Genomic DNA, 12348 nt, shown 5'->3' on the forward strand with positions numbered 1-12348 from the left:
CCGGGTCGCCGCGGTCACGGATGCGTCCGCTAACATCTCACTCTAGGGAGACGTGGCAGAGCGGCCGAATGCACTCGCCTTGAAAGCGAGCGTCGCGAGAGCGACCGGGGGTTCAAATCCCTCCGTCTCCGCAAGGCTGTTCCGCCTCCCCGCGATTCTTGGCCAGACCTAGGTGCGTGGGGAGGTGGGGACGCGGCCGGGGGTTTGTCGGGTGGTTGCCTTGGCTGTTGTCGGGGAGTTACCCATGTTCTCGCGTGGTCAGTTGGCCTCGTCCCAGGCTTGGATGGAGGTCTGGTCGACTATGCGGCCGTCGCGGACGTCGGCCATGGAGTGGACCAGGACCCGGGTTCCGTCGGGGTAGCGGCAGGACTCGACGAAGGCGACGTGGTCGCCGTCCATCAGGACGCTCTCGAGTTTGTGGGTCATCTCCCGTGAGCAGACGTCGTCGAACATCTCGCCGATCGCCGAACGTCCGTGCAGCACACGGGGATGGCTGGGCTGGTCGTTGTGGTCGACCATCCGGATCTCGGCGTCGTCGCCGTACAGTGCCAGCAGTGTGGTCGCGTCGCGGCCTTCGATGCCACGGCGCAGTGCTTCGGCATCGAATCCCGAACTGGATGCGGTGCTCATCTCGGTCTCCCTCGCTCGTCGCCCAACGAGCCGGACCAGGGCGATTCGGCCCGTACTCCAGCACATTACGCCCGCGAACCCGTCGACGGAACGCCCGAATTCAGCGGACCGGAGCGGCCCGTTTGGCGATGGCCGTGATCGGGACCGGCTCGACGCGTTCGATGCCGTCGAGCGCGCCGATCCGCTCGGTGAGGTAGTCGAACAGGGCGTCGGCGTCGCGGCACACCACGATCGCGACCAGGTTGGCGGTGCCGGTGGTGCCGCCGACGAACGCGGTCTCCGGGTGCGCCGACATGGCGCGGGCGACGGCGACGAGCCGAGCGGGCGCGACCGTCAGCCACAGGGCGGCCTGCACCGGGAAACCGAGCACCGCGGCATCGATCTCCACATCGAAGCGCAGCACGCGCTGCCTGCGCAGTTCGTCCACCCGGCGCCGCACCGCCGACTCCGACCAGTCGACCGCGCGCGCCAGCCGCGCGTAGTCGGCGCGGCCGTCGACGGCGAGGGCGGGCAGCAGCCGCCGGTCGAGGTCGGTCATCGTGACCGGATCCGGGCGTTCGAGCAGCGGCGGGGCCAGCGCGTCGACCTGCTCGGGCGACAGCGCCGACGTGCGGCCCTGCCAGCGCCGATCGGTCAGGTGCCGCAGCAGCCGCTGCACCTGCACCGTCTCGACCTGGGGATGCCTGGCCAGCGCGTCCAGCGGGACCGCGGCCTCGGCGCCGACCTGGAAGAAGCTGCTGATCTCGGCGCCACCGGCGAGCACGCTCACCCACGACGTGTCCGGCCTGCGCGCCAGCGCTCGCGCGAGGGTCGCCGCGCCGCCGGGCCGGACCCGGATCCGGACCAGCCACTCCGCGTGCCCGACCAGTCCGCTGGCGGCGATCCCGGTGACCCGCGCCAGCCCGTGCTCGCGCAACCGCGCGAACCGGCGCGCCACCGTCCGATCGGCGACGTCGAGCACCTCGCCGATCCGGCTGAACGAGGCCCGGCCGTCGACCTGCAGGGCGTGCAGCAACCCCAGATCGACCGCGTCCAGCCTGACCGAATCCACCAGATCAGCGTAGGACGTGTCGGATTCCGGCGCAGCGGCCGCGGATCGGCGACATCGACCGAGGCCGGACCAACGATCGAGGCATGACAGCAGACATCGACGGCATCCACCACGTCGGCATCCTCACCCGCGATCTCGACGGCCTGGAGCGCCGCTACCGTTCCCTCGGCTTCACCCTCACCCCGCGCTCGCGCCACCTCCTCGCCGCCGCACCGGGGGAGCCGCCAGTCGCCGGCTGCACCGCCAATCTGTGCGCGGTCTTCCAGGACTCCTATCTCGAGCTGCTCGGCATCGTCGACGAAGCCGCGCCCGACCCGTGGCATACGAAGGCGATGGCCGACCGGTTCGAGGGGCTGCGCCTGCTCAATCTGGAAACCTCGGACGCGGAGAAGGCCGACCGGCTGCTGACCGAGGCCGGGTTGCGGACCTCCGGGGTCCTCGACCTCGAGCGCCCGGTCGACACCGTCGACGGACAACGCACCCTGCGGGCCCGCGCCGTCCACGTCGACCCGCGCGCCACCCCCGAGACCTACCTCGGCGTCGCCCAGCACCTGACCCGCGAATACGTCCACCAGCCCCGCTACCTGCGGCACCCGAACGGCGCCCGCGGCCTCGGCTCGGTGCTGTACGTCGTCGCCGACACCGACTTCGCCGCGGTCGTCGACCGCTACCAGCGCATCCTTGACCGCGCGCCGGAGCACGAAGGCCCGCTCGTCATGTTCGGTGTCGGCTCGGCGCGGCTCGAATTCGTCCGGGCGAGCGACACCGACCAGCTCCTGCCCGGCGAGCCCGCTCCCGCCGCCTCCTACCCGGCCGCCCTGACCATCCGTGTCGACGACGTCATGGCGGCCCGCGACCTCGTCGACGACGCGGGCACCCCGACCGTCGCGACCGCCGACGGCTTCTTCGTCTCCGCCGCTGACGCCTACGGCGCCGGTCTCTTCTTCACCGCCTGAGGACCCACCATGTTCACCACCCTGCTGCTGCTGTTCGTCCCCACCCTGCTCCTGCGCCTGCTCGGGGCGGTCGGCGTCACCCGGTTCGCGACCTGGCGGGTGTGCGCCGCGCACGGGCTCGCGTTCATGCTCGTCGCCACCGGCACAGCGCATTTCGTCCCCGACAGCGTGACGGTGATGCCGAGCCACGACGATCTCGTCGCGATGGTGCCGTCGGCGGTGCCGTTCCCGCACGCCATGGTCTACCTCACCGGCGTCCTGGAACTGCTCGGCGCGCTCGGCCTGATCGTCGCGTCCACCCGCGCCGCGACCGGCATCGCCCTGGCCGTGCTGTTCGTACTGCTCCTGCCCGCCAATGTGTACGCGGCACTGGAGGACATCCCGCTCAACGGGGAACCGCCCACGCCGCTGTGGTTCCGGATTCCCGAACAGCTCGTCTTCCTCACGGTGGCGCTATGGGCCACCGGCGCCGTTCAGCTGTCGGCGCGCTTGACGAAGTTGGGCCGGATGTCCAGGTCGGGTTCGTCGTAGTAGCGGTGGAAGGTGGGGGTCAGGCCCGAGGAGATCGGCGGGTTGATCCAGCTCCAGTCGGTGGGGCAGCGCCTGCCCGCCGCCTCCTCGCGCTGGACGTGATCGCAGAACTGCTTGGCGACCGTGTGGTGATCGACCATGTGCACACCCGAGGTCCGGAAGCTGTGCAGCACCGCGTGATTCAGCTCGATAAGCGCCTTGTCGCGCCACAGCGTGCGCACCGAGGAGGTGTCGAGTTCCATCATGTCGGCGATCAGCGGCAGCATGTTGTAGCGATCGGTGTCGCTGAGATTGCGCGCGCCGATCTCGGTGCCGACGTACCAGCCGTTGAACGGGGCGAACGGGTAGGTGACGCCGCCCACCTCCAGATCCATGTTCGACACCGCCGGTAGCGCATGCCATTTCAGCCCGAGGGTGGCGAACCACGGGTAGTCGGGGTGGGTCAGATCGACCTCGCGGACCAGCTCGCGCGGCACGTCGAAGTACCGCAGATCCTCGTCGGGCGTGCTGATGAGGACGGGCAGGACGTCGAAGGGGGTGCGCGCGCCGCGCCAGCCCAGCGCCATCGCCTGCTCGGTGGCGGCGATGTTGGCCGGATCGCCGGTGACGGTGCCGTCGCCGTTGGGATAGCCCGCGTAGCGGATCAGCTGGGAACTCACGATCCGGTACTCGCCACCGCCGGGTTCGAGCTGCGGGCCGACCGTGATCATCGACTGGATCGCGCCGCCGTTGGTGGCCAGGCGCAGATGCTGCCAGCACGCCTCGGAAAGCTCTCGCGCGGAAGTAACTCGGCGGGCGTCCAGGAGTTTGAGCGAACGCCAGTGTTTGCGGCCGACGCAGCGCGCGTGATTGCGCCAGGCCAGTTTGGCGCCGATCAGGATCTCCTCGGCGGTCTGTCGATAGGTGCCGGTTTCGCGTAGTTCGGCGAGCGCGCCGAGACGACGCTGGGTGGGTAGATGACCCAATTCGGGATTGCGGAAGAACTCGTCGCATTCGCGCAGCCGACGATCGAGGTCGGTGGCGGGCGGTGCGGCGACGACGATGTCACCGGCCGAAGTGACTGGGGTGGAGCCTTTTTCGCAGACAGCAGGGCGAGAACGTTGGTTCACGGTACATCTCCGGTCGGGCAGCAGGGTGCAGGGCCGTGCGGGCGTACCCGGGGATGCGGGGTATTCGCCCGCCGAGAACACACTGCCCGACCGGTGGCGCGCGCCGACCAGGTAATCGGTCGAGCGTCGCCGCATGCATAGTCGTCCTGTTCGAACACCGAGATTCGCTGCGAGCCAGCCTACGACCGGTGTGCTGGCGGTGTGCTCGAAATCGCGGTAATCCCACCGCGACTGGCGTCAAGACATGCTGACCGTGCGCTGACCTAACGGAATCGGGCGGCGGTCTCCGGTGCCGTGGCGAACGCCAGGAATTGCTCGTTCTCGTGCGGATCGCCGATCGTCACGCGCACGCCGTCACCGGCGAACGGCCGCACCAGCACGCCGGCGGCGGCACTCGCCTCGGCGAAGGCGGTGGTCCGCTCGCCCAGCGGCAGCCAGACGAAGTTGGCCTCGCTCGACGGCACCTCGTACCCGGCCGCCAGCAGCGCGTCCCGCACCTGGTGGCGCTGCGCGACCAGGACATCGGTCCGGTCGAGGAGTTCGCCACGGGCCTCCAGCGAGGCGATCGCCGCCGCCTGCGCCACCCGGTTCACGCTGAACGGGATGTGCACCTTCAGCAGCGCGGTGATCACCTCGGGATCGCCGACGGCGTAGCCCACGCGCAGCCCGGCCAGGCCGTAGGCCTTCGAGAAGGTCCGCAGCACCACCACATTCGGCCGCGTGCGCCCGATCTCGACGCCGTCGGGACGGTTCTCCGGGGTCAGCCGGAGGTACTCGTAGTAGGCCTCGTCCAGCACGACGAGCACGTGCGCGGGCACCCGGTCCAGGAACCGCTCCAGCTCCGCGCGCCCGTGCGCGGTGCCGGTGGGGTTGTTCGGGTTGCAGACGAAGATCAGCTTGGTGCGCTCGGTGACCGCGTCGGCCATCGCGTCCAGGTCGTGCAGGTGGCCCGCGGCGAGCGGCACCGGCACGGCGGTGGCATTGCCCACCTGGGTGACGATCGGGTACGCCTCGAACGAGCGCCAGGCGAAGACCACCTCGTCGGTCGGCGCGTCACAGGTGATCTGCACGAGCTCCTGGCACAGCGCGACGCTGCCGCAGCCGACGGCCACATTCGCGACCGTGACGCCGAGGAAGTAGGCCAGCGCGGCCCGCAGCTCGGTGACCTGGTTGTCCGGGTACCGGTTGGCCTGCTCGGCCGATTCCGCGATCGCCTTCGCCGCGCTCGGCAGCGGCCCGAAGGTCGTCTCGTTCGACGCGAGCTTCACCGCATCGGGGTGGTTCTTGCCGGGAACATAGGCCGGGATCGTCGCGAGGTCGGGCCGGATGTGCGCTGTCACGCCTCCACCCTACGGTGACACGTCATATCGATGCGCGCCGCCGCCGGTCAGGCCTACCCAACCGCAGTTTCGCCGCCTACGCTGGGTTTATGTCGGGGACCTACGACGATGTCGCCCCACTCAGGTCGGTGGAGCCCACCGCCGTGGCGGGTGGCGCCGAAACGGCAGCCGTCGCCACGCGCACCGCTGTGCCCATCACGGTCGTCGAGCCGGAGCGCATCGCCCGCGGCGGCATCGTGGTCCTGCACGAATCCAGGGAGTTCTCGCCGCAGCTGCTCGATCTGATGCGGTCCCTGGCCTTCGAGGGCTGGATCGTCGTCGCGCCACATCTGTTCGACCGGATCGCCGACGACCAGGTCAACGAGGTCTTCGGCGACGAACTCTTCGACGACTTCGACGCCGGCTTCGACTGGCTCACCCGGCGCGGCGTCTTCCCCGACACCATCGGCGTGCTCGGCTTCGACACCGCGGGCACCGCCGCCTTCCTGGTCGCCACCACCCGCCCGATCGGCGCCGCGGTGAGCGTGGCCGCCCCCGGCATCACCGATCCGCTCCCGGATCAGGACGCCGCCCTGGTCGAGATCGCCGCCGCGTTGCAGGCGCCGTGGCTCGGCCTGTTCGGCGCCGACGACCCGGCCACCCCACCCGACGCGGTCGACCGGCTCCGCGACGAGGCCGCCAGGGCGAATGTGGCCAGTCTCACCATCACCTATCCGGGCCTCAGCCACCGCGCCGATCGCCCCGATCCGGACGACGACGCTGCCAACGCCATCCGGATCGACTCCCAGACCCGCATCTACGACTGGTTCGACAGCAACTTACGGTAGTTGACCAGGCGTTTTGGACTACATGAACTGCTCGTGTAATCTTCATTCCCGGCGGTTCGACAAGGACCGGTGCCCTCGAAAGAGAAGGCTCCAGGAGGCGTGCCAGAGCGGCCGAATGGGACTCACTGCTAATGAGTTGTCCCTTCACGGGGACCGGAGGTTCAAATCCTCTCGCCTCCGCCACACCCGGTTCGCCGGGTACAACTGAAGACCATGCGCCCGTAGCTCAACGGATAGAGCACTTGACTACGGATCAAGAGGTTAGGGGTTCGAATCCCTTCGGGCGCACAAAGAAAGGCCCCCGGCATCAGCCGGGGGCCTTTCTCGTGTTCGGGCGGGGCCGCTACTTCCAGGCGGGCAGTGGGGGCAGCGGGCCGGTGAGGTCGTGGCCGGGGGAGCGGCCGAGGAGCCAGGCGAGCAGGGCCGAGGAGGGGCCGAGGACCGTGTGGTGGGGGCGGCCGGGGCCGACGGTGGCGATGAAGTCGGAGTCGGTGGCCTGGAGGTCGAAGGTGGGGGTCGCGTCGGGGAGGAGGTTGGCGGACACGTCGGCGACGGCTTCGGGGAGCAGGCGGGCCACGAAGGCCGCTGGCCAGTCGGCGGGGGTGTAGTCGACGCCGAGGTCGACGTGATGGATCTCGGTCTCGCGCAGGCGCATCCACGGAATCTGGTCGGCCGTGAGCGAACCGCCCTGCCGGTTGCGGACGACGGCCTGCCAGTCCTCAGCGGGCATCGTGGTGGCCACGGCCTGCCAGCGATGCGCCGAGGCGGTGAAGTCGGCGTGCTGGACGTCGAGGTGCCGCGGCGCGCCCGCCTCGATGTCGGCGTCGCGGGTCGCGACACTGGCGTACTGGGGGATCTCGATGCCGGTGCGCGCCCACAGCAGCAGGTTCAGCAGACTGTCGGCATTGCGCGACATGTGCGCGACGACGTGCCCGCGCGTCCAGCCGGGGAGCCGGGACGGTTCGCTCAACTGCGCATCGGTGAGCGCGCCGATCGCCGCGTCGAAGCGGGCGGTGGAGGCGGCGACCTGGGTGAGCAGGTCGAGGGGAGTAGCCGTTTCGCTGGTCACGGGTCCGAGCGTAGTTGCCCGGGTCCGCGCGCACCGCCGTTCATCGCGGTGTCGGCGACCCCTGTGGATAACCCTGAGCCTGTGGACAACTGGGGAGATTTCGCGCTCGACGACCGCGGCGGCGAACCGCCGCGTGTCACGATTCAGCCGGCGACGATCGCGTCGGCCTCGATCTCGATCAGGAGCTCGGGCGCGATCAGCGCGGTCACCTCGTACATCGAGGCGGCGGGGCGGATGGTGTCGAAGACGGCCGAATGCGCGGCGGCGACTTCGGACCAGCGGGCGATATCGGTGACGAAGATGCGGGTGCGCACCACATCCCGCAGGCTCGCGCCCGCCTGTTCCAGCGCGGTGGCGATGCGGGCGAGGACCTCGGTGGTCTGCGCGCCGATGTCGTCGCCGCCGACGGCACCACCACCGGGCACGGCGGCGGTGGTGCCGCTCACCACGACGTGGTCGCCGACGCGTACGGCCCGCGAGTAACCGACGACATCTTCGAAATCGGAGGCGGAAGAGATGTTCACCCGAGTTGTGGTCATGGCAGCCAGAATGATCCACCGCCTGGTGGATGACAATTCATTTGCCGGTCGGCTGCCGGTCGGCTCGACGCGGTACGCATGGCAGATGAACGCACGTCCAGGTATCCGCCTCCTCCCGCTCACCGCCGCCCTGTGCGCGGCCGCCGTCACCGCCGGCTGCTCCACGCCCGGGTCCGACGCCGACTTCACGGTGGGCAAGGACCAGTCGGTGGTCATCACGCTCGACGAGCTGGTCGCCAAGTCTGGCGGGAGCGCGGTGCTCGGGGTGGATCTGGAACCCGAGCACGGCCACCTGGCCCGTCGCACCGACGGCTCCTACGTCTACACCCCGATCGCGGGTTACCAGGGCCTCGACCAGTTCAAGATCACCACCACCGACGCGGTTCGGTTGTACACCACCGACATTCCGGTGCTCGGCGAGTACGGCGGCGCCACGGTGCAGGGCAGCGGCTTCGGTTCGGCGTGGACCGCGGTGCCGGGCAGCACCGACGAGTTCTACGGTCTGACCGACCGCGGCCCGAATGTGGACGGCCCGGCGAAGAACGAAAAGCTCTCGCCCACCCCGGCATTCGTGCCCAAGATCGGCCGGTTCAAGCGGGTCGACAACAGGGCGGTGCTCCAGTCGACCATCGAGCTGCGCAGCAAGTCGGGCGTGCCGTTCAACGGTCAGGTCGACATCTCCGCCAGCACCGGCGAGACCATCAAGGACCTGCAGGGCACCGTCCTGCCGCCCACCGATCACGGCCTCGACCCCGAGGGTCTGGTCGCGCTCGCCGACGGCACCTTCTGGGTCTCCGACGAATACGGCCCGTTCCTGGTGCATTTCGACGCGAAGGGCACCGAGCTCGAGCGGCTCGCGCCCGGCAGCGGGCTGCCGAAGGAGATCGCCCTGCGCACGCCAAACCAGGGCATGGAGGGCCTGACCATCACGCCCGACGGCAGCACCCTCGTCGGCGTCGTGCAGAGCGCGCTCAACACCCCCGGCCTGAGTGGTTCGGCCAAGGAGGTGCCGTTCGCGCGGATCGTCACCGTCGATCTGAAGACCAAGGCGCAGAAGGAATTCCTGTACCCGCTGGAGAACCCGAAGCAGACCAAGGTCGCCGTCTCGGAGATCACCGCGCTGAGCCCGACCACCTTCCTGGTCGACGAGCGCGACGGCAACCTGGCCCCCAAGGCGGACAAGAAGATCTGGACCATCGATATCGCCGGCGCCACCGATGTCGGCCCGCAGTCGACGGTTCCCGGCGCGACCTACGACGCGGACAAGGGCGGCCTGCTGATCGACGGCAAGCCGCTGGAGACCTTCGTCGGCGTCACCGCGACCACCGACGCGGTCGCCGCGCTGACCAAGGCCGGCATCACCCCGGTCGCGAAGAAGAGCAATCTGGACCTGTCGGCCCTGGTCGCCGGGCTGGACGAGAAGGGCCGGTTCTTCGGCCACGACAAGATCGAGGGCATCGCCACCACCGACAGCGGCAAGACGATCTACATCGCCAACGACAGCGACTTCGGCCTGGCCGCCAGCCAGGGGGAGCAGCCGCCGTTCGGGCTGAAGCCCAAGACGCTGCCCAACGGTGTGCAGGACACCGGTGAGGTGCTCGCGGTCGACACCACCAAGCTGCCGGCGAAGGTCGACGGCTACACGGTGCGGATCTCGGTCAGCTAGTCCACTCGCGGGCCTCGACGAGGACGGCGGCGGCCAGCGCCACCAGCCACAGCGACATCGACCCGACCTGGATGCGCTGGGCGATGCCGAGGGCGTAGGAGCCGGACAGGTTGTCGGCGATCAGCATCCAGACGGTCGCCACCGAGCCGACGACGAGCACGACCACGCCGAACTCGCGCAGGATCCGCCAGCGGTGATAGCGGTAGGCGGCGGCGCTGAACGCGAACGCCGCCACCGCGATCGAGGTGACCGCCAGGGAACTGGTCAGCGCGTGCGGCTGATGCAGCTGCGGGAACAGCTCGCTGTTGCCACCGCACGCGCTGACCGACGGGTCGCAGTCGCGCAGCGGGAGCATGGCGTCGGCGATCGTCGCCGCGCCGAAGCACAGCAGCGCCACCCAGCCGACGGTGGTCAGCCTGCGCCGGTGGAAGACCAGCAGGCCGCCGATCGCGGCGGGGATCAGCAGCAGGCCGACCAGCTTGTCCGCGGTGGCGAACACCTCCCGATAGGGCTTGCCTTCCGCGTCGAGTTCGCTGAGGAACGAGTTGACCGGATCGGCGTCGATCGGCAGGAAGAACTCCAGCACCCAGGACGAATAGCAGAGTCCGGCGACCGCGATCGCCAGGGCGATCAGCAGCGGGTAGCCGCGGGGTATCCGGGTGGACTCGGGCACATCGACCATTGTGCTGCCCCGGACAAACCGCCTGGTTCATCCACTCGATCGGGCGCGTCGCACGCCGCGCACGTGGTTTCATCACAGCGCGCACAGGTTGTTGTCAGGTTCACCGGGCAGGGTGGGTGTCGTAACCAACCAGGAGGATTTCCATGAGCTACGTGATAGCGCTGGCGGGTTTTGCCATGTTCCTGGCGATGGCTGTCTCCGGTTTCGCCGCGGCCAACGCGCCGCGATCGCTGGTCCGGGTGCGCGTGCACAGCGATCCGCGTCGCCGCTGACCTGGTAGTTCAGTCCTGCGTCCGCTCGCGGATCAGGGCAGAGATCCGCTGGGCCGCGACGTGCGGGTCCTCGTGTTCCCACACCCGCACGACCTGCCAGCCCGCCGCCCGCAGCGCGGCGTCGGTGGCGCGATCGCGCGCCACATTGCCCGCCAATTTGTCGGCCCACCACTGGGCATTGTTCTTCGGGTCGGTCGCGTGGACCGGGCACCGATGCCAGAAGCAGCCGTCCACGTAGACGGCGACCCGCAGGCGCGGGAACACCACATCGGCGCGCCGCCGCTGGCCCTTGATCGGCGGGCGGTCGACGAAATACCGCAGTCCCGCGCGATGCAGTTCGCGGCGTAAGGCCAGTTCCGGCGCGGTGTTCGCGCGCCGCTGGCGCGACATGCGGGCACTGGTCGCCGCGTCGGTGACCGGTTTCCCGGCAGGCGTCGGCGCGGCGGGATCGTCCCCGGTCCGCGCGCGCCGCCCGGTCATGCCGCCCAGCCGCCCATCCGGTCGAGATGATCGCGGACATCGTCGAGGAAGCCGGGCGGGAAGCGCAGGTTGCCCATCTCGGTACGGCGCAGGAAACCGGCCGTGGCGCGCGGCGACAGCAGCCGAGGCTCGGTGAGGAAGTTCTTCAGATCCTCGTACGGTTCGTGCACCGGCCACGTCGACAGCGGAACCCGGTGCACGACCCCGGCCCGGCCCCACGCCGCGGTCGGCCACGGTGCGCCGGGCCGCAGCGGTTCGCCGACGGTCAGCGGCTCCGAGGGCGCGGCCAGCCGCTGACCGACCCAGTTCGCCATCCGCACGCTGACCGCGTTGCCCACCAGCTTCCAGCGATGGCCCTGCCGCACGCCCGGCACATCGAGCGCGGGCGCGGTCCAGTCGGCGTCGAAGCCCTGCAACCGCTCACCGTCGACGATGCCCGGCGTGACGATCTCGCCCGCGGGCAGCCGGACCGCGGGCGGACTCGCGATGCCCAGACCCGAACCACCCTTGAGCGTCGGCACGGCGTTCACCGCCCAGCCGAGACCGCGCACACCCTCGGTCCAGTAGAAGCCGCACGGATCGCGGTCGGGGTCGCCGTATTCGCGCGGGCCCGCGTCGTCGCCGAAGAGCACCTCGCGCGGGTCCTCGGTGCGCGAGGCCAGCATCAGCACCCGCTGACGCCGCTGCGGCAACCCGAACGCGCGGCCGTCGACGACGCGATAGGCCCAGGTGTAGCCGAGCTCCTCCAGCGCGCCGGTGATGTGCCGCATCGCCGCGCCCCGGCCCAGTTGCAGCATGAACGGGACGTTCTCGATCAGCAGCCAGCGCGGTCCGCGTTGCCGCCGGACCAGCCGGAACACCTCGTCGACCAGGCCGGAACGGCGGCCGGTGATGCCCGCTGTGCGCCCGGCCTGCGAGAGGTCCTGGCACGGGAAACCCGCGGCGACCAGTTCGGTGCGGGCGGGCAGGGAGCGCAGCCGGGTGATGTCGCCGTGCAGGGGAGTGTCGGGGAAGCGGGCCGCGAGCACGCCCTGCGCGCCGGGATCGATCTCACAGAGCAACTCGGTCGACCAGCCGTTGCTGCCGAGGCCGAGTTCGAGCCCGCCGATCCCGGCGAACAGCCCGACCATCCGCGTCAACGACCCTCCCTGTGTCTGGCGGGCTCGCCGTCCGACGACCCGTGCTCGCGCCTGCGG

14 protein-coding genes and 3 tRNA genes are annotated in these 12348 nt (G+C 70.0%); 8 read left to right on the forward strand and 9 right to left on the reverse strand.

Annotated elements, in window-relative coordinates:
• The first annotated feature begins 46 nt into the window (after positions 1 to 46).
• A tRNA-Ser gene (locus AB0H54_RS14705) sits at positions 47 to 131 on the forward strand.
• Between the two features lie 127 nt (positions 132 to 258).
• On the opposite strand, the gene AB0H54_RS14710 is transcribed toward AB0H54_RS14705, so the two are convergent.
• The gene (locus tag AB0H54_RS14710; protein WP_357345851.1) at positions 259 to 630 is read right to left on the reverse strand and encodes a nuclear transport factor 2 family protein; all 372 of its coding nucleotides are present in this window, start codon (positions 628 to 630) and stop codon (positions 259 to 261) included.
• Between the two features lie 100 nt (positions 631 to 730).
• A complete protein-coding gene (locus tag AB0H54_RS14715) occupies positions 731 to 1681 on the reverse strand; it encodes an AsnC family transcriptional regulator (protein ID WP_357345853.1) in 951 nt (316 codons plus the stop codon).
• Between the two features lie 83 nt (positions 1682 to 1764).
• On the opposite strand from AB0H54_RS14715, the gene AB0H54_RS14720 reads away from it, so the two are divergent.
• Together AB0H54_RS14720 and AB0H54_RS14725 are read left to right on the forward strand one after the other, a co-directional pair.
• On the forward strand, positions 1765 to 2637 hold the full coding sequence (locus tag AB0H54_RS14720; RefSeq protein WP_357345855.1) for a VOC family protein: 873 nt from the start codon (positions 1765 to 1767) through the stop codon (positions 2635 to 2637).
• 9 nt (positions 2638 to 2646) lie between these two features.
• Positions 2647 to 3168, forward strand: coding sequence for a hypothetical protein (locus AB0H54_RS14725; protein ID WP_357345857.1), 522 nt, complete (start codon positions 2647 to 2649; stop codon positions 3166 to 3168).
• Here the strand turns inward: AB0H54_RS14725 and AB0H54_RS14730 are convergent.
• Together AB0H54_RS14730 and hisC are read right to left on the reverse strand one after the other, a co-directional pair.
• Positions 3111 to 4211 carry a nitric oxide synthase oxygenase gene (locus tag AB0H54_RS14730; protein ID WP_357346598.1) on the reverse strand — a complete coding sequence of 367 codons (1101 nt, stop codon included), beginning with the start codon at positions 4209 to 4211 and terminating at the stop codon, positions 3111 to 3113. The genes AB0H54_RS14725 and AB0H54_RS14730 overlap by 58 nt on opposite strands.
• Positions 4212 to 4540: 329 nt before the next feature.
• Complete coding sequence (gene hisC, locus AB0H54_RS14735) at positions 4541 to 5617, reverse strand: histidinol-phosphate transaminase (RefSeq protein WP_357345859.1); 1077 nt, start codon at positions 5615 to 5617, stop codon at positions 4541 to 4543.
• Between the two features lie 89 nt (positions 5618 to 5706).
• Between hisC and AB0H54_RS14740 the strand changes: the two genes are divergently transcribed.
• From AB0H54_RS14740 to AB0H54_RS14750, 3 genes are all read left to right on the forward strand, one after another.
• Entirely contained in the window at positions 5707 to 6444 is a 738-nt protein-coding gene (locus AB0H54_RS14740) for a dienelactone hydrolase family protein (RefSeq protein WP_357345860.1), read from the forward strand.
• Positions 6445 to 6537: 93 nt separating this feature from the next.
• Positions 6538 to 6627 (forward strand) — tRNA-Ser (locus AB0H54_RS14745).
• Positions 6628 to 6659: 32 nt separating this feature from the next.
• Positions 6660 to 6732, forward strand: a tRNA-Arg gene (locus AB0H54_RS14750).
• Between the two features lie 55 nt (positions 6733 to 6787).
• On the opposite strand, the gene AB0H54_RS14755 is transcribed toward AB0H54_RS14750, so the two are convergent.
• Both AB0H54_RS14755 and AB0H54_RS14760 read right to left on the reverse strand, forming a co-directional pair.
• Positions 6788 to 7513 (reverse strand): maleylpyruvate isomerase family mycothiol-dependent enzyme, encoded by a 726-nt coding sequence (locus tag AB0H54_RS14755; RefSeq protein ID WP_357345862.1) that lies wholly within the window; start codon positions 7511 to 7513, stop codon positions 6788 to 6790.
• A 143-nt stretch (positions 7514 to 7656) separates the two neighbouring features.
• Complete coding sequence (locus tag AB0H54_RS14760) at positions 7657 to 8052, reverse strand: RidA family protein (RefSeq protein WP_357345864.1); 396 nt, start codon at positions 8050 to 8052, stop codon at positions 7657 to 7659.
• A gap of 85 nt (positions 8053 to 8137) precedes the next feature.
• On the opposite strand from AB0H54_RS14760, the gene AB0H54_RS14765 reads away from it, so the two are divergent.
• Positions 8138 to 9718 (forward strand): esterase-like activity of phytase family protein, encoded by a 1581-nt coding sequence (locus AB0H54_RS14765; protein ID WP_357345866.1) that lies wholly within the window; start codon positions 8138 to 8140, stop codon positions 9716 to 9718.
• Here AB0H54_RS14765 and AB0H54_RS14770 read toward each other — a convergent pair.
• Positions 9711 to 10400, reverse strand: coding sequence for a DUF998 domain-containing protein (locus AB0H54_RS14770; RefSeq protein ID WP_357345868.1), 690 nt, complete (start codon positions 10398 to 10400; stop codon positions 9711 to 9713). The genes AB0H54_RS14765 and AB0H54_RS14770 overlap by 8 nt on opposite strands.
• Positions 10401 to 10543: 143 nt before the next feature.
• On the opposite strand from AB0H54_RS14770, the gene AB0H54_RS14775 reads away from it, so the two are divergent.
• The gene (locus tag AB0H54_RS14775) at positions 10544 to 10672 is read left to right on the forward strand and encodes a hypothetical protein (protein WP_355284033.1); all 129 of its coding nucleotides are present in this window, start codon (positions 10544 to 10546) and stop codon (positions 10670 to 10672) included.
• A 9-nt stretch (positions 10673 to 10681) separates the two neighbouring features.
• Here the strand turns inward: AB0H54_RS14775 and AB0H54_RS14780 are convergent, their stop codons facing one another.
• Complete coding sequence (locus AB0H54_RS14780; protein WP_357345871.1) at positions 10682 to 11152, reverse strand: very short patch repair endonuclease; 471 nt, start codon at positions 11150 to 11152, stop codon at positions 10682 to 10684.
• Positions 11149 to 12282 carry a DNA (cytosine-5-)-methyltransferase gene (gene dcm, locus AB0H54_RS14785; RefSeq protein ID WP_357346599.1) on the reverse strand — a complete coding sequence of 378 codons (1134 nt, stop codon included), beginning with the start codon at positions 12280 to 12282 and terminating at the stop codon, positions 11149 to 11151. Before dcm ends, AB0H54_RS14780 begins: the two co-directional genes overlap by 4 nt.
• Positions 12283 to 12348 lie beyond the last annotated feature (66 nt).

The organism is Nocardia sp. NPDC050718 (genome assembly GCF_040654235.1).
Taxonomy (GTDB): Bacteria; Actinomycetota; Actinomycetes; order Mycobacteriales; family Mycobacteriaceae; genus Nocardia.

What these genes read in the sequence shown, in the direction of transcription:
- AB0H54_RS14710 (WP_357345851.1), bottom strand. Translation starts at nt 630, where the DNA reads ATGAGCACCGCATCCAGTTCGGGATTCGATGCCGAAGCACTGCGCCGT.
- AB0H54_RS14720 (WP_357345855.1), top strand. Translation starts at nt 1,765, where the DNA reads ATGACAGCAGACATCGACGGCATCCACCACGTCGGCATCCTCACCCGC.
- AB0H54_RS14725 (WP_357345857.1), top strand. Translation starts at nt 2,647, where the DNA reads ATGTTCACCACCCTGCTGCTGCTGTTCGTCCCCACCCTGCTCCTGCGC.
- AB0H54_RS14740 (WP_357345860.1), top strand. Translation starts at nt 5,707, where the DNA reads ATGTCGGGGACCTACGACGATGTCGCCCCACTCAGGTCGGTGGAGCCC.
- AB0H54_RS14760 (WP_357345864.1), bottom strand. Translation starts at nt 8,052, where the DNA reads ATGACCACAACTCGGGTGAACATCTCTTCCGCCTCCGATTTCGAAGAT.
- AB0H54_RS14765 (WP_357345866.1), top strand. Translation starts at nt 8,138, where the DNA reads ATGAACGCACGTCCAGGTATCCGCCTCCTCCCGCTCACCGCCGCCCTG.
- AB0H54_RS14770 (WP_357345868.1), bottom strand. Translation starts at nt 10,400, where the DNA reads ATGGTCGATGTGCCCGAGTCCACCCGGATACCCCGCGGCTACCCGCTG.
- AB0H54_RS14775 (WP_355284033.1), top strand. Translation starts at nt 10,544, where the DNA reads ATGAGCTACGTGATAGCGCTGGCGGGTTTTGCCATGTTCCTGGCGATG.
- AB0H54_RS14780 (WP_357345871.1), bottom strand. Translation starts at nt 11,152, where the DNA reads ATGACCGGGCGGCGCGCGCGGACCGGGGACGATCCCGCCGCGCCGACG.
- dcm (WP_357346599.1), bottom strand. Translation starts at nt 12,282, where the DNA reads ATGGTCGGGCTGTTCGCCGGGATCGGCGGGCTCGAACTCGGCCTCGGC.